We start from the raw sequence: 21,355 nt of genomic DNA on the forward strand, positions 1-21,355 counted from the left end.
TCGGGTGAGGGTGGCGCATGGATCTGAACCCCGCAGATGCGCGCTTTGCCGCACGGCTCGCCGAGCTCCTTCCCGAGGACGTGCTGCGCCCGGTAGCACCTCGCTATCTGGAAGAGCCGCGCGGGCGATGGCAGGGGCAGGCGGGTCTGTTGGCGTTGCCGCATGACACCGAACAGGTCGCGCTGCTGGTGCGGGCTGCCAGAGACGCGCGAGTCGGTATCGTGCCTTATGGCGGCGGCACCGGTCTGGTGAGCGGGCAGGTGAAGCCGGACGGCGCCGCGCCGCTCTTGATCTCGCTGGAACGGATGAACAGTGTGCGCGGCATCTACCCACCCGAAAACGTCATGGTGGCTGAGGCGGGCGCGATCCTGGCCGATGTGCAGACGGCGGCGTCAGAGGCTGGGCGGCTCTTTCCTCTGTCGCTGGCGGCCGAGGGCTCGGCCCGGATCGGCGGCAACCTGTCGACCAATGCGGGTGGACTGAATGTGCTGCGCTACGGCAATGCGCGCGATCTGTGCCTGGGACTCGAGGCGGTACTGCCCAATGGCGAGGTCTGGAACGGGCTGAGCCGGTTGCGCAAGGACAATACCGGCTATGACCTGCGCGATCTGCTGATCGGGGCCGAGGGGACGTTGGGGATCATCACCGCCGCCTCGCTGAAGCTGGCCCCGATTCCGGCGGCTGTGGGGACGGCAGTGATGGTCGTGCCTTCCCCGGCGGCTGCGCTGGAGTTGCTGTCGCTGGCGCGCGAACAGGTGGCGGAAGGGATCAGCGCCTTTGAGCTGATCCACGGCGAGGGGCTGCGGTTTCTGACCGAGGTTCTGCCGGATGTACGCCAGCCTTTTGACGACCCGCCTGAATGGTCGGTGCTGATCGAGTTTGGTCTGTCACCGGGCCTGAACCCGCAAGAGCAATTGGAGGCGCTTTTCGCCCGCGCGCTGACACGCGGCGTTGCCAGCGACGGGCTGATTGCCCAATCCGAGACGCAGCGGCATGAACTGTGGATGGTGCGCGAACAGATACCGGAGGCAAACCGGCTGATCGGGTCAGTGTCGAGCCACGATATCTCGATCCCGATTTCGGTGATCCCGGAGTTCATCGCGCGAGGGCGCGAGGTGGTGGCAGACCTTGGCCCGTTACGCATCAACGCATTCGGTCATCTGGGCGACGGCAACCTGCACTACAATGTCTTTCCGCCAAAGGGCCGGCAGCGCGCGGAATTTGCCGATCTGGCACCGGTGGTGAAACGCGTTGTGCATGATCTGGTCGATGAGATGGACGGCTCGATTAGTGCCGAGCATGGGATCGGGCGGCTCAAGGTTGAAGATCTGGAACGCTATGCCGACCCCGCCAAGCTGAGCGCCATGCGGGCGATCAAGGCCGCTCTGGACCCATTGGGGATCATGAACCCAGGGGTGGTGTTGCGCTAAGCGCGGATTGGGGGCACTCCCCCGCCGCCCGTTCCGGGGCTCCGCCCGTTTGCTTGCAAAACGGTTCACCGGACCGTTTTCGGGAAGCTTGCTCACCCCCCCGAGATATTCCTGGCCAGATGAGGGGGCGGATTCTGTACGCTATTCGCCGTCGAAGGCGCAGAGGGCGTGGACATCCATACCCATGCTTTCGAGTACCGCGCGCCCGCCCAGATCAGGCAGGTCGATAATGAAGGCGCAGGAGATGATCTCGCCGCCCAGGCGTTCGATAAGCTTGATGCCAGCTGCCGCGGTGCCGCCGGTGGCCAGCAGGTCGTCGACCACCAGAATCTTTTCGCCCGCTTGGATCGCGTCATCGTGGATCTCGACGATGGCCTCGCCATATTCCAGCTTGTAATCCTGACTGATCGTGGTGCCGGGCAGCTTGCCCTTCTTGCGGACCGGCACAAAGCCGACGCTGAGCTGATGTGCGATGGCACCGCCCAGGATGAAACCGCGCGCCTCGAGCCCCACGACCTTGTCGATGCGCTCGCCCGCATAAGGGTGCAGCATCTGGTCGATGGCCATGCGGAACCCGCGCGGGTCGGCAAAGAGCGTGGTCACGTCGCGAAACATGATCCCTTCATGCGGGAAATCGACGATGGTGCGGATGTAATCCTTGACGGTGGCGTGTTTGGGCATGGGGTGCTCTGAGTGGTTGCGACGCCTGAGGGTTTGGCGCAGTCAGGGTGTCGGTGCAAGGGAAAGAGGCCTTGGCCGAGTCAGGCAGGTCGTCGCAGCAGCGCCGTGGCGACGCCCATTCCCATCAGCGTCACGCCGCCCGCGCGGGTCAGGCCGGTCACCACCGAAGGCCGCCCGACCCAGCGGCGCAGGTGGTCGGCCAGCAGCGCATAAGCCAGCGCGTTGAGCGCGGCGAGGCCGACGAAGGTTGCGATAAGAATGGCGAATTGCGGCAACAGTGCCTGATCCGGGCGCAGGAATTGCGGCACGAAGGCGATGAAGAAGGCGATGGATTTGGGATTCAATGAAGTCACGGCGGCGGCATGCCAGAAAACGCCTCGCGCGGTAACATCACCTTTGGCCCTGACCGTCGAGAGCCCCTCGGACGGGGCGCTGCGCAGCAGCTTGTATCCCAGCCACAGCAGATACGCCGCGCCGACCCATTTGAGAACCGAAAACAGCGTGGCCGAGGCCATTACCAGCGCGCCCAACCCGGCCAGCGAGGCGCTCATCGCGATCAGATCGCCAAGTGCCACCCCAGAGGCTGAGGCAACCGCGACGCTGCGGCCCTTGGAGAGCGCATAGCTGAGCACCAGCAGAACGGTCGGGCCAGGGATCAGCAAAAGGGCGGTAGAGGCGGCGACGAAGGCAAGCCAAAGCTCTGGTGACATTCGCGGGGTCCTTATGGTTTGGCACAGCCTGTGCAAAGTGCTTGCGCTTTGCAAGTCCAGTTGGGGAGGAGCAGGTGCCAAGATGAAGAAGACTTCATTCCACTGATAGCATTTGCGGCTTGAATGCTATGCTGCGGGCAAACACATGGAAGGCAGGTGAAATGCGGGAGGAGCGGATGTCCGACACGTTGAATATTGAGACCGATACCACCCCGGCGCGCAATGCGGTCGGGCGGTCCCCCGCGCGGCGCATCCTGATCGGTGTCCTGGTGGCGGCAGCCACAGCGTATCTGTCAGCAATGGCTTACATGTACCTGCTTCAACGCTCTTTCGTGTTCAAACCGGGAGGCGAGGTCGCGACCCCGGCGGCGGTGGGTGTGCCCGAGATGTCGGTGGACACGATCCGCATGGTTGACGGGACCGAGGTGATGGTCTGGACCGCGCCCCCGACCACGGAGGACGCTCCGACCGTGCTGTTTTTTCACGGCAATTCCGGCAATCTGAGTGACCGCGCAGACCGGTTCCGCCATATTCTGGACAGCGGCTATGGCCTCTATGCGCCGGGCTACCGGGGCTATCCGGGCAGCGGCGGCGCGCCCTCGGAGGTTGCGTTCATCGCCGACGGGTTGGAACATTTCGACCGTTTGTCCGGCGGTGACGCACCGGTGATCGTTCATGGGCAAAGTCTTGGCACCGGTGTCGCGACAGCTGTCGCGGCGCAGCGCGCGGGCGTCGACCTTCTGGTGCTCGAGGCGCCTTATACAGCGACGGTGGACATGGCTGCAGAGCAATATCCCTGGCTGCCGGTGTCGCTTCTGATGAAGGACCCGTTCGCGTCGCGCGACCGGATCGGAGAGGTCGATGCGCCGGTCTTCATCGCCCATGGAACGGCAGATGACGTGATCCCTGTGGCCCATGGCGAGGCCCTGTTCGGTTTCGCCAATGATCCCCGGTCCCTGATGGTCGTTGAGGGCGCGGATCATGGCAATCTGTGGTCGCATGGGCTCTGGGATGAGGTCCAGCGCCAGGTCAACGGGAGGGATCAGTGATGCCTGCCCGCGAGACACACGGATTTTCAGCCAGCGCGACGTGGTTCAGTGATCCGGCGCATCAGGCCTTCCAATGGGCCGCGTGGGAAGATCTTCTGCCACATAACGGCGTAACCCGAACACAGGGCACAGAACCCCAGCGCGATCGCGACGATCTGTGGCGCGGTGAGCGAGCCGTCAAGCAGGCCAAGCGCGTCGAGTGTGCCCATGCCGATCAGGATATGCGCAACATAGAGTGTCAGGGCCTGTCGCCCAGGCGCAGTGAGGACGCGTCCGAGCCGCAGGCGCTCGACCAGGGGCCAGAGCTTAAGCGTGAGGCCGACAGTGACGCAAGCGGTGCCGGTTCCGGCAAGGATGTAGAGCGGGCCGGGCGGGATGGATTCGGTGCCCAGATAAGCCGCAAGCTCAGGCTCTTGGGTCAGATATTGCGGGACCAGCGCGACAAGCGCGGCAGCGAGGCCCCATAGGATCAGGCGGTGCTGGATGCAGACCTGGCGCAGGTCCATCCGTCCAACGCCCATGCCGATCAGCAGAAACGCGGCCCAGGGCAGAACCGGGTGCCAGCCATTGAAAAACGCATTGCGCAGAAAGCCGGGCAGTGTCCATAGTTCGGAATAGGTCAGATCCTGCCAATCCCAGTCAGCATCGTAGTTGAAGAGCAGGACCGCGACAAAAGCGGCGGCAACAAACCCCAGCGCCCCGGCCCAGAGCGTCCGGGGTGGGGCGTTCAGAAACATTGCGCCGACGACGAAGTAAAGCGCGTAGAAATGTAGGATATCGGCCTCGAAGATGGTCATGTTGACCAGTCCCGCCGCAAACAGGAAGGCAGCACGGCGCAGCAACAGACCCGCGCCGATCCGCGACAGCGATACACCGATCCCGGCCAGCACCACAAACAGCGCCGCCGCGCGCCCTTCGAGCGATCCGATCAGGAGTGACGCCCAGTCGTTGTCCGACGTGACCTCGGCCGCGATCCGGAAATTGACCAGAACCATGCCGCAAAAGGCCAGATACCGCGCGGCGTCGAGACCCTGAAGGCGTGATTTGTTTCGTGTCAAACGGGCGTCGTCCATGGGCTTCATGTTCAGTGGGTGAAGGGCATTTCAAGAAATGTAAAGTGGTATCCGGCGAAGTTTTGCTCGCTAAGGGTTTGTTTTTTCGTGTTTTGATTTTATTGGTAGTGGCCTTTGGAACACATGCATCTGAAAATCGAAATGGGCACAAAAATGTGATATAATTTGAATTATTATTCGTGATTCGAGGTTATTGTTATGAGGTATTTTTTGATCTCTTTGCTGCTCATGTTCACAATTTTACCTGCAGCATCTTCAGCCCAAACCTGCCCTCCTGGATCTTATGGGTGTGGCGGCAACCTTTGCTGCCCAAATTGATTTGAGGTTGGTCTTATGTGGAAACGTTATGTTTTTCTTGCTGTGGCGGTAATCGCTTGCACCGGTTTTATTATTACCAGGCAGCAATTTCTCTCTACACACGATGCCGACCTTTTCCTGGATATGAAAACGGTCGATGCCAATGAGCTTCATTCGCCGGCTCCCGGAAAAGCTTATGCATTCCATGAGCAAAGCCGCACATGGGAGCAGACAGAGTTATGCCAGCAAATAGGGGTTGAACTTGCCCCTTTAGAAGAAATCTTGCTTGTTGGTCTAAATTCCGCGGGGGCGAGCTTCAATGAGGCACTGAAAGAGACCTTGGGGGACCGTTTTCAGCCGTGGCTTGCCGCAAAGAATGTCCGGGTTGAATGGCTGACCAACAAAATTCGATATGAGCGTTCTGGAGCCAAATTTCCGATGGAATGCCTTAGTAACGTGAGTGAGAAAGTTGATGATCCTCAATACGGGGTATTTATCGTCGAAACAGTGTATCAGGCCAATACTGATCGTCAAAAACCCCTTATGGTTCGTTTTAAGCCTGTCTCAGTTTCGTTTGCTGTCCTAGATGATGTTGCGGGTGAACGGCTGAATCTGAAAGATCTGCTTGAACCCGGTTTCGTGACGCGTCTCAAAGATGCGTTTGTCAGCATACAGTTGGGTTAAGAACGCGGCCCGCCACCGCGTCGAGCTTGGCCATAAGCGCCGCGTCGCGCTTTTCGGGCGCGGTTAGGATCGCGTAGTCCAGCGCCCGGTCGCAACCATGCGGGCAGGGCGCGCGCGCGGCGCCCAGCAGGGCGGGCAGGCCCTTGACTAAGGCGCGGCCTTTCTCGGCATTGCCTGTCAGGGTTGCAATGATCGCGGCCACGTCCACTTCGCCGTGATCGGGATGCCAGCTGTCATAATCGGTGACCATGGCGATCGAGGCGTAACACAGCTCGGCCTCGCGGGCGAGTTTGGCCTCGGGCATGTTGGTCATGCCGATCACGTCGCAGCCCCAGTGCTCGCGATACATCTTTGATTCCGCCAGCGACGAGAATTGCGGGCCTTCCATGGCCAGGTAGGTGCCACCGCGATGCAGGGTGATGCCCGCCGCGCGCCCGGCACTCTCGCAGGCGTCGCTCAAACGCGGGCACGTTGGGTGGGCGACGCTGACATGGGCGACGCAGCCGCTGCCAAAGAAGCTTTTCTCGCGGGCAAATGTCCGGTCGATGAACTGATCCACGATTACGAAATCACCCGGCGCCATCTTCTCACGGAACGACCCGCAGGCCGAGACCGAGATCACATCCGTCACCCCCAACCGTTTCAGCGCGTCGATATTGGCGCGATAGGGCACATCAGTGGGCGAATGCACATGACCGCGCCCGTGACGGGGGAGGAAGGCCATGTTGACCCCCTCAAGCGATCCGGTGAGTATCTGGTCCGAGGGTGTGCCCCACGGGGTCTCGACGCTCACCCATTCGGGGGATTCCAGCCCGTCAATGTCATAAATGCCCGATCCGCCGATCACGGCGATCTTGGTCTTGCTGTTCACGATGGTCTCCAATCCTGACTGACTGCCTGCTGCGCATAATTGGAAGGTTTTGGGCGGTTTCACAAGCGTGAGTAGCGTGCCTATTGCCGTAATCCACGGGATTGCGTCTGTTGCTCGAAATCAGCCAGCGCCGCCGGGAACCCGACAAGCGGCCAACTCAGGTCCCGTGCGACGCCGTGGCGATCCCGGAAGCTGAACCGAAAGGTTCCCCCGCCTGTCATGGCGGCCAGCAATTCATCAGCGTCGCTGCCGGAAAACGTGCAGCTCAATCCGGTCAGGCAACCCGGCCAGCGCGTGCGCCATGTCACCTCGCCCGCATCCTCGATCCGAAACCCCTCGGGAAAAAAGAGCGTACCGGGTTCGATCCCAAGTTCGATTTGGTAGCCTCCGAGTTCAGGTGTGACAAAGACAAATTGTGCGCCGAATTTGGGATGAGGAGAGTACACATCGACCCATCGCAGATAGCATCGCTGGACCAATGCGGTTTCCTCAATCCGCTCGTCACAGATCGAATTCCAGATGTCGAAGCTCTGATAATGCGTTACGCGCCAATCGCTTGCGGTGTCGTTACCCTGCCTGTCCTGTGCCGCGGCATGCAGGGCGAACAAGAAGGTAAAGAGCGTGATCCATTTCATGGCCGCCACGATGATAAGGCCGGGTGGCGAGTACAAGTCACGTTGGTGAGAGCACTCAGCTATGACCAAATTGCATGGCAGCATCCCGTGCAGTGCGGTGGCTCAGTGGTCTCCGAGCCTGTATGACGCCCCATCGCCGCGAACAGACCCGATATCAGGACATAGCCATGTTGAGCGCCCTCAAGGCAGCTTTCGAAAGCCGATTCGCCTATCCCGACCTCAGATGGATGCCGGATGAGAAACTGACGCCCTCGCGTCTGCGGATCGAACTGCTCTCGGGTCTGACCGTCGCTTTGGCGTTGGTGCCAGAGGCGGTGGCTTTTGCCTTTGTGGCCGGGGTGCATCCTCTGGTCGGGCTGTATGCGGCGTTTCTGGTGGGGTTGATCACCGCATTGATCGGTGGGCGTCCGGGCATGATCTCGGGCGCGACCGGGGCTCTGGCGGTTGTGATGGTGGCGTTGGTAGCGCAGCACGGGGTCGAATATCTGTTTGCAACAGTGGTATTGATGGGCATCCTTCAGATCATCGCGGGCGTCATGCAGTGGGGCAAGTTCATCCGTCTGGTGCCGCATCCGGTGATGCTTGGCTTTGTGAATGGTCTGGCGATCGTGATCTTTCTGGCGCAGTTGGGACAATTCAAGGTGCCGGGCTCGATGGAGAATACCGGGCATGGCATGAGCGGTGGCGAATGGCTGTCGGGTATGCCGCTTTACCTGATGCTGGGGCTGGTGGCGCTGACCATGGCAATCATTTGGGTGATGCCGCGCATCACCCGCATCGTGCCCGCGCCGCTGGCCGGGATCGGCATTGTTGCCATTCTGGTGATCGCGATGGGTCTGGACGTGCCACGCGTCGGCGATCTGGCTTCGATCCAGGGCAGCCTGCCGCCGTTCCACATCCCGATGGTGCCGCTGACCTGGGAAACCTTCGAGATCATCCTGCCGTATGCGGTCATTCTGGCGGCGATTGGCCTGATTGAATCGCTGCTGACGCTGAACCTTGTAGGCGACATGACCGGCAAGCGCGGTGGCGCGTCGCAGGAATGCATCGCGCAGGGCGTGTCCAATACAGTGACGGGCTTCTTCGGTGGCATGGGCGGCTGCGCGATGATCGGTCAGTCGATGATCAACGTGAAATCCGGTGGCCGCACCCGCGTGGCCGGGATCGCGGCAGCCATGTTCCTGCTGATCTTCATCCTGTTCGCCGCGCCGTTGATCGAGCAGATCCCCCTGGCGGCTCTGGTCGGCGTGATGTTCATGGTGGTGATCGGGACCTTCGCCTGGAACTCGTTCAAGATCATGAGCAAAGTGCCGCTGATGGACGCTTTTGTCATTGTGCTGGTGACCGTGGTGACGGTGATGGAAGACCTTGCGGTCGCCGTTGTCGTCGGTGTCATTGTCTCGGCGCTGGCTTATGCATGGAACAACGCCACGCGCATCCATGCGGTGACCCGCGAGTCGGTGACCGAAAAGGGCGCGAAGGTTTACGAAATTCAGGGCCCGTTGTTTTTTGGATCTGCTGACGGGTTTGCTGAACTGTTCGACATTACCGATGATCCGGACACCGTGATCGTCGACTTCGCTGAGAGCCGTGTGGTGGATCAATCCGCCCTGCAGGCGATCGAGGCAGTGGCCGCTAAATATGCGGCGGCGGGCAAGACGCTGATGCTGCGCCATCTGAGCCGCGACTGCCATCAGTTGCTGACCAAGGCGGGTCAGTTGATGATCGACAGCGACGACGATCCCGAATACGGGCTGGTTGTGGATTACTCGGTGCGCACGGGCATGCTAGGCGGTCACTGAGCCGCAATCCAGCGGAGCGCGCCTTGCGGCGCGCGCATTAATTGCGCTGACGTGCGGTTGCGAGGCCTGCCGCCGCCATTGGCGCCTGAACCAATGGCACTTCAGGGGCGGCCCCCAGGGAACTTGAAACCAGACGAACAAGGGGAGTTGCTTCAGCGTTCTGGCGTCCTCGCCTTGAGCCGGTTGATGTCGCCAGTGAGTAGAGCGGGTTCGGCAGTTGCGATCTGCCGGGCAGGCCAGTGCCACCATTCCAGGTCCATCAGCTCCGCAATCTGGGAAGGCTCAAACCGTGGTCTGACGACTTTCGCCGGATTGCCGGTCACAACCGAGTAGGGCGGGATATCTCCGCGCACGACGCTGCCTGCGCCGATGATGGTACCGCTGCTGATCTGCGCGCCGGGCAGGATCAGGGCGCCATAACCGATCCAGACGTCGTGGCCGATCACCGTGTCGCGCATGTCGGGCTGGGATACGGCGCGGTTTTCCAGATCGAATGCGGGGAAGGGGAAAGTGGTCAGACCATCCATGGCGTGATTGGCCGAGGCTGTGATGAAGCGCACCCCGTGGGCGATCTGGCAGAACTTGCCGATCCGGAGGGTCTCTTTGGAGAAATCGAACAGGTAGGGCGCCAGCCGCGCGCACCAGTCCTCGGGCGGGTCGAAATCGGACGCATAGGTGAAATCACCCGCCTGAAACCGGGGATGGTCGATCACGCGGTTGAGAAAGACCGAGCCCTTGTGGTCGCTGCCGTCGGGCAGGGTGATCGGATAGCGGCGGGTTGGGTCGGGAAAGGGCATTAGTCATCGGGCCTCGTAAGGCTAAAAAGCTCGGTGACCACCGAATAGTCGCGATAGCCTAGCCGGGCGAGCGGTTGATATGTGGTGACGTCAAACACGCCGTCGCGCAGGCAGTCGTCGCGCAGGTGAATGCCGGTCACTTCGCCAAAGACCACGTGGTTCGATGCGCCCGGCAGGGTCGTGATCTGGGTCAGTCGGCATTCCAGCGCAGCCGGGGCGCCGGCAATGCGGGCACAGTCGATTGTCTCGCAATTTTGCGCGGTCAAACCGGCATGGTCGAACTCGTCCACATGATGGGGTAGCGTTTCAGAACTGGCATTCATGGCGTCCCGGGCTGCGTATTCGACGATATTGACACAGAATACTCCGGTCTTGCGGATGTTGGACAGGCTGTCCTTGCCCTGTTCCTGATCTTCCTTGTTGCCGGTCGAGGCGAACATCACCTGTGGCGGCTGATACGCGACACCGTTGAAGAAGGAATAAGGCGCCAGGTTGTTCACACCCTTAGCGTCACGGCTGGAGATCCAGCCGATGGGGCGAGGTGTGATGATAGCGTTGAACGGGTTGTGCGGTAGCCCGTGGCCGTCCTCGGGGCGGTAGAACATTGCGTGCGTCTCCAGGCATTTGCCCAAGGGGTAGCGAAGTGGTAGGGCGATTGCCACCGTTGAATGGAAGGTGTGCGGGCAGGTGATCGAAGTCAGGCCGGAACAACCCGATGACTGGTGGGAGGTCGAAGCTTTGCTCGACCTCTGCTTCGCGCCGGGCCGCGAGGCGCTGTCGTCTTACAGGCTGCGCGATGGGGTGGAACCAGTGCGCGGGTTATCCCATGTGGCGCGCGATGGCGATGGCACGCTTGCAGGCGCGATCCGCTTCTGGCCGGTGCATGTCGGGACGGCGGATGCGTTGCTTCTGGGGCCGATCGCCGTGCACCCGACCCATCAGGGTGAAGGCCTGGGCGGTTTTCTGATTCAGGAGGGGTTGGAGGCTGGGCGCGACAAGGGCTGGCAGAGGGTGATGCTGGTGGGCGACGCGCCCTATTATGGCCGCTTCGGTTTTGCCCGTCTTGAGACAATAGAGATGCCGCCACCGACGAACCCAGAACGTGTTCTGGGCCATGATCTGGTGCCGCAAGCCTGGCGGGGAATATCGGGCTTGGTTTCTCGCTGGTGCCGATAAAGCATTGAATTTCGACTTTTCGGCCCCGATCTTTAGGGTCAGGAGGGTTTCGCATGCATGACGTCATTACCCCGGCGCCGGTTGATCTGGATGCCGAATTGGACCGGATCGCCGCGCGGTACCAATCCGCCGGAGGAGCCGGAGTGCAGATGCTCAACCTGTTGGGCGGCAAGGCCGAAGGGTTGCTGGACCGTTTGCCCGAACCGGTGCGCGCCGGGCTTTATGAGGGTACGGAACAGGCGCTCAGGGTGGCGATGCAGGCCGCACAGGGCTCACGCAAGGCGGTGCCAGACCAGAAACCTTGGGTGAATACCGCTGTGACCACCGCCATGGGTGCGGCAGGAGGTTTGGGCGGGATGCCGTCGGCGCTGGTGGAACTGCCGCTGACCACCACCATGCTACTGCGCGCCATTCAGGGTGTTGCGGCGGCCGAGGGCTTTGATCCCGCTGCCGAGAATGTGCGTTTTGACTGCGTGCGGGTCTTTTCTGCCGCCGGGCCGCTTGAAGTCGATGACGGGGCCGATCTGGGGTTTCTCTCGGTCCGACTGACGCTGACCGGCACCGCGATGCAGAAGCTGATCGCGATGGTCGCCCCACGGCTCGCTACGGTTCTGGGGCAGAAGCTGGCGGCGCAGACCGTCCCGTTGCTGGGGGCTGTGGCTGGGGCGGGGACGAACTATGTCTACACCCGCTATTACCAGCAGGTGGCGCATGTTCATTTTGGATTGCGCAGACTGGCCATCCATGCCGACATGCCGCAACAGGAACTGGTCGCGCTGCTGGCCGAACGGCTGAATCTACCGCCGCCGCAACCTTAAAGATTTCTCATATAGCCAAACGTCAATCTTGAGTTGCTAATCCTAAAGTTTATTTTGATGTTAGGCCCTGAGCTTGTATGAGTCGCCCGGAGACTTGTGTTTTGGAAGTCAAATGATTCAATACGCGTTGAAATGCAGTCATGGCCACGGCTTTGATAGCTGGTTTCAGTCCGCAGCCGCCTATGACAAGCTGCGGGCGGCGGGCATGGTGGCTTGCGCGATCTGCGGTGACCAACACGTTGAAAAGGCAGTCATGACGCCGCGTGTCCGTCCCGCACGGAATGCGGTCGATGTCCCGAATTCCCCGCCCAAGCCGCAGAGCGAGGCTGTGCCGCTGAACGTGCCGCGCAATGCGGCCGAAAAGGCCCTTGCCGAGCTGCGCAAACGGGTCGAGGACACGTCCGACTATGTCGGTCGCGAATTTGCCAGCGAGGCGCGCAAGATGCATCTGGGCGACGCGCCCGCGCGGGCGATCTATGGCGAAGCCAAGCTGGACGAGGCCCGTGCGCTGGTCGAGGATGGCGTGCCGGTCGCACCCCTGCCGTTCGTTCCGAACCGCAAGTCGAACTGACATGCATGTTCTGATCACCGGCGCCAATCGCGGGATTGGCCGTGCGCTGGCGGATCGCTACCGCGCGGCTGGGCACGAAGTCACGGGCACAGCGCGCGATGGCAGCGAGGCCATCTCGCTGGATGTCACCAAGCCCGATACGCATGCAAAGATGGCTGAGGCGCTGGCCGGGCGCGAGATCGATCTGCTGGTCTGCAATGCCGGGGTTTATCTGGACAAGGGGTATGGGTTCGACGAGTACCACAGCGATCTCTGGGCGCAGACATTTGCAGCGAATGTCACTGGTGTGTTCCTGACGGTTCAGACGCTGTTGCCGAATCTCCGGGCGGCAGGTGGCCGGATCGCGGTTCTGTCCTCGATCATGGCATCTCACACGCGTGCGCCGGGCGGCAGCTATGTCTATCGTGCCTCGAAGGCGGCGGTACTCAATCTGGGACGCAACCTGGCGACGGATCTTGAGCCGCAGGGCGTTGCGGTGGGCATTTACCATCCCGGGTGGGTGCGCACGGATATGGGCGGTACCGGCGCGGATCTGCATGTGGACGAGGCCACATCAGGCCTTGTGGACCGGTTCGACGCGCTTTCTCTAGCGACGACGGGCTGCTTCGAAAGCTGGGACGGCGGTCCTATCGACTACTGAATTTTAACGGCGCTTGCCGGGAGCTCGAACACTTCGTTCGGCTCGATGAAGATTATCATGATATCACCGTTGAGTTCATGGTTTACGGGCGAAGTAGAACTGGACGAGGTCGGTTCACCGTTTTCGAAATATATTCTGCGCACCTCTCCGGTGGGCAGTTGCACGGCCAGCGTGGCTTTGCCATCGTCTTTGCGGCGCAGCTCAGCGGGACATTGTGCGATGGGCTGATCCGCGATCGCCGCGCAGGGAACGGTCCCAAGCGCGCTCTGGCCGTCGGTTCCGGATACGGTCGCGTTTTGACCTGTGGCCTGAGTGGCGGCTAGGGTCAGGGCCAGAAATAAGACGCGCATGGGAATTCCTTTGGGGTTTTGGTCGCCGGGACGGTGGCAGTCGCCCCGGCCAAAGTAAAGCGGGATGTTGCGACAGCGCCGGACACCTATGTCACAGAACCTGCCCGGACAGGGATGCCCACTTGCCCTTGCGTCCCCCCTCGCTTAAGACCCCCCTGATCGGAAATCCAAGGCGCGGAGACGACAAGCCCTATGCCCACGCTCGTGATGAAATTCGGTGGCACCTCGGTGGCCAATCTCGACCGTATCCGCCGCGTTGCGAAACGTGTCGGCGTCGAGGTGGCCAAGGGCTATGATGTGATCGTCATCGTCTCGGCCATGTCCGGCAAGACCAATGAGCTGGTCGGCTGGGTCGATGAGACCTCGCCGCTATACGACGCCCGCGAATATGATGCGGTCGTGTCCTCGGGCGAGAATGTGACCGCCGGTCTGATGGCGCTGACCCTGCAGGAAATGGACGTGCCGGCGCGCAGCTGGCAGGGCTGGCAGGTACCGCTGCTGACCACCTCCGCCCACAGCCAGGCGCGGATCAATGATATCCCGACCGAGAACATCAACGCCAAATTTTCCGAAGGCATGAAAGTGGCCGTGGTCGCGGGCTTTCAGGGACTCAGCCCCGAGGGTCGTATCACCACGCTGGGCCGGGGTGGCTCGGACACCACCGCGGTTGCCTTTGCCGCCGCTTTTGATGCCGAACGCTGCGACATCTACACCGATGTGGATGGCGTCTATACCACCGATCCGCGCATCTGCGAGAAGGCGCGCAAGCTGGACAAGATCTCGTTCGAGGAGATGCTGGAACTGGCCTCGCTGGGGGCCAAGGTGTTGCAGACCCGCTCGGTCGAGCTGGCCATGCGATTTGGCGTGCGGCTGCGCGTGCTGTCCAGTTTCGAGGAACAATCCGATAATGCGGGCACGCTGGTCTGTGCCGAGGAGGATATTATGGAATCCAATGTCGTGGCCGGTGTGGCCTATTCCCGCGACGAAGCAAAGATGACGCTGGTGTCGGTCGCCGACCGCCCCGGCATCGCCGCCACGATCTTCTCCGCTCTTAGTGAGGCAGGGGTGAACGTGGACATGATCGTGCAGAACATTTCGGATGAGGGGCGCACCGACATGACCTTCTCCTGTCCGACCGATCAGGTGGCGCGCTCGGAAAAGGCGCTGCTGGAAATCAAGGGCGCGGGCGAGCTGAACTATGCCGAGCTGGTGGCCGACGAGGATGTGGCCAAGGTCTCGGTCGTGGGGATCGGTATGCGCTCGCAATCGGGGGTTGCGGCCAAGATGTTCAAGGTGCTGTCCGATGAAGGAATCAACATCCGGGTTATCACCACCTCCGAGATAAAAATTTCGGTCCTGATTGATCGGAAATACATGGAACTTGCCGTTCAGGCGCTGCATGATGCGTTTGACTTGGACAAGGCGGCCTGAGGCAGACAAGCCTAGGGCCGCCGTCAAATCAGATTGAACGGGGCCCATGGCGGATAGTACGGAAAGCGGATCCAGAAAACTCCTCGGGCGTCTGCGCGAGGCGATGGCCGGTGACTCTGCCGGTCAGGAACGCCTGGACAAGATCACCCATCTGATTGCCAACAGCATGGGCACAGAGGTCTGTTCCATCTACCTTTTCCGAGATGAAGACACGCTGGAGCTTTGTGCAACCGAAGGCTTGAAAACCGAGGCCGTACACCAGACCCGGATGCGGATGGGCGAGGGGCTTGTGGGCCGGGTCGCCCGATTTGGCAAGGTGGTGAACACACCGGATGCACCTGCGGCCAAGGGGTTCCGGTTCATGCCCGAAACGGGCGAAGAGCGGTTCTCGTCTTTCCTTGGCGTCCCGATCCAGCGGCTTGGCGAGAAACTCGGCGTACTGGTGGTTCAGTCCCGTGATCCGCGTGAATATCTGGCCGACGAGGTCTATGCGCTGGAAGTGGTCGCAATGGTCCTGGCTGAGATGACCGAGCTAGGCGCCTTTGTCGGTGAAGGCGCGGCCCTGTCGCCCTTGCACCAGCAACCAGTGTTGCTGCGCGGCGGCACCGGCCAAGAAGGCACCGCCGAGGGGCATGTCTGGCTGCATGAACCGCGCGTCGTCATTACCAACCCGATAGCGGATGACCCACATATTGAACAGGCCCGTCTCAATCACGCGGTCGAAGAGTTGCGCGTTGGCGTCAACAAGATGCTTGAGATGTCGCAGAACGGCGACAAGGAACAGTTGCAGGTTCTCGAAGCCTACCGGATGTTCGCCAATTCCAAGGGCTGGATGCGCCGGATGGAAGAGGATATCTCGCGCGGGTTGAGCGCTGAGGCCGCCGTCGAGAAGGAACAATCGCAGGCCCGCGCGCGCATGGAGCAGGTGTCGGACCCTTATTTGCGCGAACGGCTCGCGGATCTTGACGATCTGAGCAACCGGATGCTGCGGATTTTGACCGGGCAGGGCAAGGAGACGGGCATTGACCTGCCCGCCGACCCGATCCTTGTGGCGCGGAATATCGGTCCGGCTGAATTGTTGGAATACGGCCGATCGCTGCGGGGTATCGTGCTGGAAGAAGGCTCGGTCGGCAGCCACGCAACCATCGTCGCGCGCGCGCTGGCCATTCCGCTGGTGGTCCATGCCAAGCGGGTCACGACCGAGGCACTGAACGGCGATCACATCATGGTCGACGGTGATCAGGGCGTTGTGCATCTGCGCCCAGATGACACGGTTGTCACTGCCTTTCGCGACAAGATTGCGATGCAAGCCGAAGCCCAGGAACGCTATGCCTCGATCCGCGACAAACCTGCGACCACGCAGGATGGCAAAGAGATCAGTCTCGTGATGAATGCCGGATTGATGGCGGACCTGCCGTCGCTGCCCAGTTCCGGCGCCGAAGGGGTCGGTCTGTTCCGCACCGAATTGCAGTTTCTGGTGCGCAACAAGATGCCCAAACGATCGGAACTGGTGGCGCTCTACAGCCGGGTTCTTGATGCCGCCGGAGGTAAGCGCGTGGTGTTCCGCACGCTTGATATCGGCTCCGACAAGGTCCTGCCATATATGAAACCCACCGATGAGCCGAACCCCGCTCTGGGCTGGCGCGCGATCCGGGTTGGGCTGGACAAGCCGGGCATCATGCGGATGCAGTTGCAGGCACTGATCCGCGCCGCCAACGGGCGCCCGCTGACCATCATGTTCCCATTCGTCGCCCAGGCCGAGGAATATCGCGCCGCCCGCGCCGAAGTGGACAAGACCATCGCCCGCGAGGAACGATTGGGTCATGTGCTGCCGGAAACGCTTGAGATTGGCGCGATGCTGGAAACCCCTTCGCTAGCGTTCGCGCCGCAGAAATTCTTTGACGAGGTCGGGTTCCTGTCGATCGGTGGCAATGACCTGAAACAGTTCTTCTTTGCCGCCGACCGCGAAAACGAGCGCGTGCGTCGCCGTTATGATACCCTGAATGCAAGCTTCCTTAGCCTGATCGAACGGATCGTGGAACGCTGCGCCATCTCCGGCACGCCGTTAAGCTTCTGTGGCGAGGACGCGGGCCGTCCGGTCGAGGCGGTGTGCCTAGCCGCCATGGGCCTGCGCACGCTGTCGATGCGCCCGGCCTCCATCGGGCCGGTCAAAAGCCTGCTTTTGCGGACAAATCTCGACGATCTGCGCAAGGTGATCCTGGATGCCCGCCATCGCGGCGAACAGACCGTGCGCCCGATGGTGATGGAGTGGTTCCGGCAAAGCAGGTGAAACTCCTGCAAAGGCATTTCATGCGGCAAGGCCATTTCGCTCTTGCATTCCGAGGCCGGATGGGCAATTAACGCGATGAATTGTTAACGCTAACAGTGGCCGTTATGCGGATCGGTGCCAAAACCGTCTGCCGGCCAGAACTGGAGCCAACCCATGGTCTCGCGTGTCATCCCCGTAGACCCCTTTGACCTTGTCCTGTTTGGTGCGACCGGCGATCTGGCGAAACGAAAGATTCTGCCGGGTCTGTTTCATCGTTTCGAAGTCGGCCAGATGCCGTCCGAGGCCCGCATCATTGGTTCGGCCCGGACCGAGATGGATGCAGAGACCTTTCGTCAGGTCACCAAAGACGCCATTGAGCAGTTCACCCCCGACAGCCCGAACCGCGCCAAGACACTGGCACAGTTTCTGGAAAGGCTGGATTACGTGACTGTCGATGTCTCGTCCGATCAGGGCTGGCAGACCCTGGCGGATGCGCTCAGACCCGATGTTGTGCGAGCCTTCTACCTGTCGGTGGGCCCCTCACTGTTTGCCGATATCGCCGGACGGCTGCATGATTGCGGATTGGCCACGCCCGACAGCCGGATCGTCGTCGAAAAGCCCTTTGGTCGGGATCTCTCCTCGGCGCGTGCCTTGAACGAAGGGCTGCGGGCCTGTTTCGAAGAACACCAGATTTATCGGATCGACCACTATCTGGGCAAGGAAACCGTGCAGAACCTGATGGCGCTACGATTTGCCAATTCACTGTTCGAACCGCTCTGGAATGCCACCCATGTCGATCATGTTCAGATCACCGTGGCCGAAAGCATCGGAATCGACGGGCGCGGGGCCTATTATGATCAATCGGGCGCGATGCGGGACATGGTTCAGAACCACCTGGTACAGCTTCTGTGCCTGACCGCTATGGAGCCGCCTTCGAAATTCACACCCAACGCAGTGCGTGACGAAAAGGTCAAGGTGATTGAGGCGCTCGATCCGGTCGAGCCGGGTGATATCGCGCGCGGCCAGTATCGGGCCGATGCGGGCGGCGATGGCTATCGCGACCATGTCGGTAATCCCTCCAGCAACACCGAGAGTTTTATCGCCATGAAGGTCAGCGTCGCCAATTGGCGCTGGTCGGGCACGCCGTTCTATCTGCGCACCGGCAAGCGGCTGCGGGCGCGGGAATCTGAGATCGCGGTGGTGTTCCGCGATCCGCCGCACACGATCTTTCCCAATGTGGGCCGGTTACGCGGCAATGTGCTGGTGATCCGGCTCCAACCGGATGAAGGCATCACCCTGCGCACCACGATCAAGGATCCGGGACCGGGTGGTCTGCGCCTGTCCGAGGTGTCGCTGGACATGAGCTTTGCCGATGCGCTGGGCGCGGATGTGCGCCAGCAGGACGCCTATGAGCGGTTGGTGATGGACGTGATCCGGGGCGATCAGACGCTGTTCATGCGCGGTGATGAAGTCGAGGCCGCCTGGGCCTGGGTTGATCCGATCATCCGAAACTGGGAAGAAACCGGCGATCAGCCTGCAGCTTACGATCCGGGCACTTCCGGTCCCGAAGAAGCGCTGATGCTGATGCATCGCGACGGTCGCCGCTGGCGCCATATAGGAGGGTGACATGAACGTGCACCGCACCATTCAGGATGTGACCCTGCGCATCATCGAGCGCAGCGCAGGCACGCGCGACCGCTATCTGGAGCGGATGGATCAGGCCGCCAGCAAAGGCCCGGCCCGCGCCCATCTCAGCTGCAGCGGTCAGGCGCATGCCTATGCTGGGGCGGGGTCGGATCAGCAGGCGCTGGCCACAAGCTCGGCGGGCAACCTAGGCATCGTGACGACCTACAATGACATGCTTTCGGCGCATCAGCCATTCGAACGGTTCCCCGACCTGATCCGGACCGCTGCCCGCGACGCGGGCGGCACCGCGCAAGTGGCGGGCGGGGTTCCGGCCATGTGCGACGGGGTCACGCAGGGCGAGGCAGGGATGGAGCTGTCGCTGTTTTCCCGTGACGCGATTGCGATGGCGACCGGTGTGGCACTCAGTCACAACACCTTTGATGCCGCTGTGTTTCTGGGGGTCTGCGACAAGATCGTGCCGGGTTTGGTGATCGCGGCACAAAGCTTCGGCCATCTGCCTGCCGTGTTCCTGCCCGCCGGTCCCATGACCAGCGGGTTGCCCAATGATGAAAAGGCCAAGATACGCCAGAAATTCGCCACCGGAGAGGTCGGGCGCGACGCACTGATGGCGGCTGAAATGGCCGCCTATCATGGGCCGGGCACCTGCACCTTCTACGGCACCGCCAATACCAACCAGATGTTGATGGAGTTCATGGGGCTGCACCTGCCGGGTGCGAGCTTTGTGAACCCGAACACGCCTCTGCGCGATGCGCTGACCGAAGAGGGCGCAAAACGCGCGCTGTCGCTCAGCGCGCTGGGCAACAATTACACGCCCGCTTGCAAGGTGTTGGATGAGAAGGCCTATGTGAACGGCATCGTCGGTCTGATGGCGACAGGGGGCTCCACCAACCTGCTCATTCACTTGATCGCGATGGCACGGGCTGGTGGCATCCGGCTGGACTGGCAGGATTTCTCAGAAATTTCCCAAGTTGTGCCACTAGTGGCGCGAGTCTATCCCAATGGGCTCGCCGATGTGAATCATTTCCACGCGGCAGGCGGTTTGGGCTACACCATCCACACGCTGATGGAAGAGGGGCTCTTGCATCCCGACACCATCACGGTTGCGGGGCAGGGGTTGGCCGAATATACCCGCGAGCCCAAGCTGATCGACGGCGCGTTGGTCTGGCAGGACGGCGCGGGCGCGTCGCTCAATGACAAGATCCTTCGCCCCGCAGCGGACCCGTTTCAGGAAACCGGCGGTTTGTCGCGGCTGAGCGGGTCGCTCGGTACCGGGGTTATGAAAGTCTCGGCGGTTGCGCCCGAACACCGGATCATCGAGGCGCCCGCACGCATCTTCAACGATCAAGAGGACGTGAAAGCGGCGTTCAAGGCCGGAGAGTTCACCGGTGACGTGGTTGTTGTCGTGCGGTTCCAGGGACCCAAGGCCAGCGGTATGCCAGAGTTGCATTCGCTGACGCCGGTGCTGTCGATCCTACAGGGACGGGGGCACAAGGTGGCTCTGGTCACCGATGGCCGGATGTCCGGAGCATCGGGCAAGGTGCCTGCCGCGATCCATGTCTGCCCCGAGGCGCTGGATGGCGGACCGATTGCGCGGCTGCAGGACGGCGATCTGGTCCGGGTGGATGCAGTCTCGGGCGAACTTGAGATCTTGACCGAAGGGGTGCTGGATCGCGATCCGATACAGGCCGACCTGACCGGAAATGAATTTGGCACAGGGCGTGAGATGTTCGCCTTGTTCCGCCGCAATGTGAGCCGGGCTGATGCCGGCGCAACCGTGTTTGGAGAGTTCTGATGACATCGAAATCCACCCGCGCCCGCGAGATTTGCGCGCTGGCACCTATCGTTCCGGTACTGGTGGTCGATGACCTGGCCCACGCCGCTCCGCTGGCGCAGGCTTTGGTAGCGGGCGGTCTGCCCGCGCTTGAGGTGACCCTGCGCACACCGGTGGCGCTTGATGTGATCCACGCCATGGCGCAGGTCTCCGGTGGCGTGGTTGGCGCGGGCACGCTGGTCACCCCTGAGGATGTACGTGCTGCCAAGGCGGCGGGTGCACAATTCGGGGTCTCTCCGGGTGCGACCGATGCTTTGATTGCGGCCTGCGAGGCCGAGAACTTGCCATTGCTGCCAGGGGCCGCCACAGCCAGCGAGGCGATGCGCCTGCTGGAGGCGGGCTATGACATGCTCAAATTCTTCCCTGCCGAGGCCTCGGGTGGGGCACCTGCGCTGAAGGCCATCGGCGCGCCGCTGCCGCAGATCTCATTCTGTCCGACGGGCGGCGTTTCAACGGCCAACGCCGAAAGCTATTTGTCACTGTCCAACGTGGTCTGTGCCGGGGGCAGTTGGGTGGCCCCAAAGGATAAGGTTCAGACCGGTGACTGGGCCGGAATCGAGGCACTGGCCCGCGAGGCGGCTGCCTTGGGCTGA

21 protein-coding genes are annotated in these 21,355 nt (G+C 61.6%); 13 read left to right on the forward strand and 8 right to left on the reverse strand.

Annotated elements, in window-relative coordinates:
- Nucleotides 1–17: 17 nt before the first annotated feature.
- Complete coding sequence (locus tag AB1E33_RS10935; protein WP_372577310.1) at nt 18–1,430, forward strand: FAD-binding oxidoreductase; 1,413 nt, start codon at nt 18–20, stop codon at nt 1,428–1,430.
- Between the two features lie 141 nt (nt 1,431–1,571).
- Here AB1E33_RS10935 and AB1E33_RS10940 read toward each other — a convergent pair whose 3' ends face one another.
- Nucleotides 1,572–2,111 carry an adenine phosphoribosyltransferase gene (locus AB1E33_RS10940; protein WP_372577311.1) on the reverse strand — a complete coding sequence of 180 codons (540 nt, stop codon included), beginning with the start codon at nt 2,109–2,111 and terminating at the stop codon, nt 1,572–1,574.
- An 80-nt stretch (nt 2,112–2,191) separates the two neighbouring features.
- Nucleotides 2,192–2,821 carry a LysE family translocator gene (locus AB1E33_RS10945; RefSeq protein WP_372577312.1) on the reverse strand — a complete coding sequence of 210 codons (630 nt, stop codon included), beginning with the start codon at nt 2,819–2,821 and terminating at the stop codon, nt 2,192–2,194.
- A 176-nt stretch (nt 2,822–2,997) separates the two neighbouring features.
- Here AB1E33_RS10945 and AB1E33_RS10950 point away from each other — a divergent pair, with 176 nt between their 5' ends.
- Nucleotides 2,998–3,870, forward strand: coding sequence for an alpha/beta hydrolase (locus tag AB1E33_RS10950; RefSeq protein WP_372577313.1), 873 nt, complete (start codon nt 2,998–3,000; stop codon nt 3,868–3,870).
- Nucleotides 3,871–3,896: 26 nt separating this feature from the next.
- On the opposite strand, the gene AB1E33_RS10955 is transcribed toward AB1E33_RS10950, so the two are convergent.
- Nucleotides 3,897–4,943, reverse strand: coding sequence for a DUF418 domain-containing protein (locus AB1E33_RS10955; protein ID WP_372577314.1), 1,047 nt, complete (start codon nt 4,941–4,943; stop codon nt 3,897–3,899).
- A 333-nt stretch (nt 4,944–5,276) separates the two neighbouring features.
- Here AB1E33_RS10955 and AB1E33_RS10960 point away from each other — a divergent pair, with 333 nt between their 5' ends.
- A complete protein-coding gene (locus tag AB1E33_RS10960; protein ID WP_372577315.1) occupies nt 5,277–5,924 on the forward strand; it encodes a hypothetical protein in 648 nt (215 codons plus the stop codon).
- On the opposite strand, the gene AB1E33_RS10965 is transcribed toward AB1E33_RS10960, so the two are convergent.
- Both AB1E33_RS10965 and AB1E33_RS10970 read right to left on the reverse strand, forming a co-directional pair.
- The gene (locus AB1E33_RS10965) at nt 5,905–6,795 is read right to left on the reverse strand and encodes an S-methyl-5'-thioadenosine phosphorylase (protein WP_372577316.1); all 891 of its coding nucleotides are present in this window, start codon (nt 6,793–6,795) and stop codon (nt 5,905–5,907) included. The two genes, AB1E33_RS10960 and AB1E33_RS10965, sit on opposite strands and share 20 nt — an antisense overlap.
- An 80-nt stretch (nt 6,796–6,875) precedes the next feature.
- On the reverse strand, nt 6,876–7,430 hold the full coding sequence (locus AB1E33_RS10970; RefSeq protein ID WP_372577317.1) for a hypothetical protein: 555 nt from the start codon (nt 7,428–7,430) through the stop codon (nt 6,876–6,878).
- Nucleotides 7,431–7,597: 167 nt separating this feature from the next.
- On the opposite strand from AB1E33_RS10970, the gene AB1E33_RS10975 reads away from it, so the two are divergent.
- Nucleotides 7,598–9,232 (forward strand): SulP family inorganic anion transporter, encoded by a 1,635-nt coding sequence (locus AB1E33_RS10975; protein WP_372577318.1) that lies wholly within the window; start codon nt 7,598–7,600, stop codon nt 9,230–9,232.
- A 152-nt stretch (nt 9,233–9,384) separates the two neighbouring features.
- On the opposite strand, the gene AB1E33_RS10980 is transcribed toward AB1E33_RS10975, so the two are convergent.
- Together AB1E33_RS10980 and AB1E33_RS10985 are read right to left on the reverse strand one after the other, a co-directional pair.
- A complete protein-coding gene (locus AB1E33_RS10980) occupies nt 9,385–10,029 on the reverse strand; it encodes a CatB-related O-acetyltransferase (protein ID WP_372577319.1) in 645 nt (214 codons plus the stop codon).
- Nucleotides 10,029–10,634 (reverse strand): flavin reductase family protein, encoded by a 606-nt coding sequence (locus AB1E33_RS10985; RefSeq protein WP_372577320.1) that lies wholly within the window; start codon nt 10,632–10,634, stop codon nt 10,029–10,031. Before AB1E33_RS10985 ends, AB1E33_RS10980 begins: the two co-directional genes overlap by 1 nt.
- Nucleotides 10,635–10,716: 82 nt before the next feature.
- Between AB1E33_RS10985 and AB1E33_RS10990 the strand changes: the two genes are divergently transcribed.
- From AB1E33_RS10990 to AB1E33_RS11005, 4 genes are all read left to right on the forward strand, one after another.
- Nucleotides 10,717–11,205 (forward strand): GNAT family N-acetyltransferase, encoded by a 489-nt coding sequence (locus tag AB1E33_RS10990; protein WP_372577321.1) that lies wholly within the window; start codon nt 10,717–10,719, stop codon nt 11,203–11,205.
- Between the two features lie 53 nt (nt 11,206–11,258).
- Nucleotides 11,259–12,023 carry an EcsC family protein gene (locus AB1E33_RS10995; protein ID WP_372577322.1) on the forward strand — a complete coding sequence of 255 codons (765 nt, stop codon included), beginning with the start codon at nt 11,259–11,261 and terminating at the stop codon, nt 12,021–12,023.
- Between the two features lie 112 nt (nt 12,024–12,135).
- The gene (locus AB1E33_RS11000) at nt 12,136–12,594 is read left to right on the forward strand and encodes a DUF1178 family protein (RefSeq protein ID WP_372577323.1); all 459 of its coding nucleotides are present in this window, start codon (nt 12,136–12,138) and stop codon (nt 12,592–12,594) included.
- Nucleotide 12,595: 1 nt separating this feature from the next.
- Nucleotides 12,596–13,234: an SDR family NAD(P)-dependent oxidoreductase gene (locus AB1E33_RS11005; RefSeq protein WP_372577324.1), complete on the forward strand. Its 639-nt coding sequence runs from the start codon at nt 12,596–12,598 to the stop codon at nt 13,232–13,234.
- On the opposite strand, the gene AB1E33_RS11010 is transcribed toward AB1E33_RS11005, so the two are convergent.
- Nucleotides 13,228–13,584 (reverse strand): hypothetical protein, encoded by a 357-nt coding sequence (locus tag AB1E33_RS11010; RefSeq protein ID WP_372577325.1) that lies wholly within the window; start codon nt 13,582–13,584, stop codon nt 13,228–13,230. The two genes, AB1E33_RS11005 and AB1E33_RS11010, sit on opposite strands and share 7 nt — an antisense overlap.
- Nucleotides 13,585–13,776: 192 nt before the next feature.
- Here AB1E33_RS11010 and AB1E33_RS11015 point away from each other — a divergent pair, with 192 nt between their 5' ends.
- From AB1E33_RS11015 to eda, 5 genes are all read left to right on the forward strand, one after another.
- Nucleotides 13,777–15,015: an aspartate kinase gene (locus AB1E33_RS11015; RefSeq protein WP_372577326.1), complete on the forward strand. Its 1,239-nt coding sequence runs from the start codon at nt 13,777–13,779 to the stop codon at nt 15,013–15,015.
- A gap of 46 nt (nt 15,016–15,061) precedes the next feature.
- A complete protein-coding gene (ptsP, locus tag AB1E33_RS11020; RefSeq protein ID WP_372577327.1) occupies nt 15,062–17,305 on the forward strand; it encodes a phosphoenolpyruvate--protein phosphotransferase in 2,244 nt (747 codons plus the stop codon).
- Between the two features lie 153 nt (nt 17,306–17,458).
- Nucleotides 17,459–18,910, forward strand: coding sequence for a glucose-6-phosphate dehydrogenase (gene zwf, locus AB1E33_RS11025; RefSeq protein WP_372577328.1), 1,452 nt, complete (start codon nt 17,459–17,461; stop codon nt 18,908–18,910).
- A 1-nt stretch (nt 18,911) separates the two neighbouring features.
- Nucleotides 18,912–20,723: a phosphogluconate dehydratase gene (gene edd / locus AB1E33_RS11030; RefSeq protein ID WP_372577329.1), complete on the forward strand. Its 1,812-nt coding sequence runs from the start codon at nt 18,912–18,914 to the stop codon at nt 20,721–20,723.
- Entirely contained in the window at nt 20,723–21,355 is a 633-nt protein-coding gene (eda, locus tag AB1E33_RS11035) for a bifunctional 4-hydroxy-2-oxoglutarate aldolase/2-dehydro-3-deoxy-phosphogluconate aldolase (RefSeq protein WP_372577330.1), read from the forward strand. The genes edd and eda overlap by 1 nt, the downstream gene beginning before the upstream one ends.

The organism is Ruegeria hyattellae, from assembly GCF_041537925.1.
GTDB lineage: Bacteria > Pseudomonadota > Alphaproteobacteria > Rhodobacterales > Rhodobacteraceae > Ruegeria_C.

What these genes read in the sequence shown, in the direction of transcription:
- AB1E33_RS10935 (WP_372577310.1), top strand. Translation starts at nt 18, where the DNA reads ATGGATCTGAACCCCGCAGATGCGCGCTTTGCCGCACGGCTCGCCGAG.
- AB1E33_RS10940 (WP_372577311.1), bottom strand. Translation starts at nt 2,111, where the DNA reads ATGCCCAAACACGCCACCGTCAAGGATTACATCCGCACCATCGTCGAT.
- AB1E33_RS10945 (WP_372577312.1), bottom strand. Translation starts at nt 2,821, where the DNA reads ATGTCACCAGAGCTTTGGCTTGCCTTCGTCGCCGCCTCTACCGCCCTT.
- AB1E33_RS10950 (WP_372577313.1), top strand. Translation starts at nt 2,998, where the DNA reads ATGTCCGACACGTTGAATATTGAGACCGATACCACCCCGGCGCGCAAT.
- AB1E33_RS10955 (WP_372577314.1), bottom strand. Translation starts at nt 4,943, where the DNA reads ATGGACGACGCCCGTTTGACACGAAACAAATCACGCCTTCAGGGTCTC.
- AB1E33_RS10960 (WP_372577315.1), top strand. Translation starts at nt 5,277, where the DNA reads ATGTGGAAACGTTATGTTTTTCTTGCTGTGGCGGTAATCGCTTGCACC.
- AB1E33_RS10970 (WP_372577317.1), bottom strand. Translation starts at nt 7,430, where the DNA reads ATGAAATGGATCACGCTCTTTACCTTCTTGTTCGCCCTGCATGCCGCG.
- AB1E33_RS10975 (WP_372577318.1), top strand. Translation starts at nt 7,598, where the DNA reads ATGTTGAGCGCCCTCAAGGCAGCTTTCGAAAGCCGATTCGCCTATCCC.
- AB1E33_RS10980 (WP_372577319.1), bottom strand. Translation starts at nt 10,029, where the DNA reads ATGCCCTTTCCCGACCCAACCCGCCGCTATCCGATCACCCTGCCCGAC.
- AB1E33_RS10985 (WP_372577320.1), bottom strand. Translation starts at nt 10,634, where the DNA reads ATGTTCTACCGCCCCGAGGACGGCCACGGGCTACCGCACAACCCGTTC.
- AB1E33_RS10995 (WP_372577322.1), top strand. Translation starts at nt 11,259, where the DNA reads ATGCATGACGTCATTACCCCGGCGCCGGTTGATCTGGATGCCGAATTG.
- AB1E33_RS11000 (WP_372577323.1), top strand. Translation starts at nt 12,136, where the DNA reads ATGATTCAATACGCGTTGAAATGCAGTCATGGCCACGGCTTTGATAGC.
- AB1E33_RS11005 (WP_372577324.1), top strand. Translation starts at nt 12,596, where the DNA reads ATGCATGTTCTGATCACCGGCGCCAATCGCGGGATTGGCCGTGCGCTG.
- AB1E33_RS11010 (WP_372577325.1), bottom strand. Translation starts at nt 13,584, where the DNA reads ATGCGCGTCTTATTTCTGGCCCTGACCCTAGCCGCCACTCAGGCCACA.
- AB1E33_RS11015 (WP_372577326.1), top strand. Translation starts at nt 13,777, where the DNA reads ATGCCCACGCTCGTGATGAAATTCGGTGGCACCTCGGTGGCCAATCTC.
- ptsP (WP_372577327.1), top strand. Translation starts at nt 15,062, where the DNA reads ATGGCGGATAGTACGGAAAGCGGATCCAGAAAACTCCTCGGGCGTCTG.
- zwf (WP_372577328.1), top strand. Translation starts at nt 17,459, where the DNA reads ATGGTCTCGCGTGTCATCCCCGTAGACCCCTTTGACCTTGTCCTGTTT.
- edd (WP_372577329.1), top strand. Translation starts at nt 18,912, where the DNA reads ATGAACGTGCACCGCACCATTCAGGATGTGACCCTGCGCATCATCGAG.
- eda (WP_372577330.1), top strand. Translation starts at nt 20,723, where the DNA reads ATGACATCGAAATCCACCCGCGCCCGCGAGATTTGCGCGCTGGCACCT.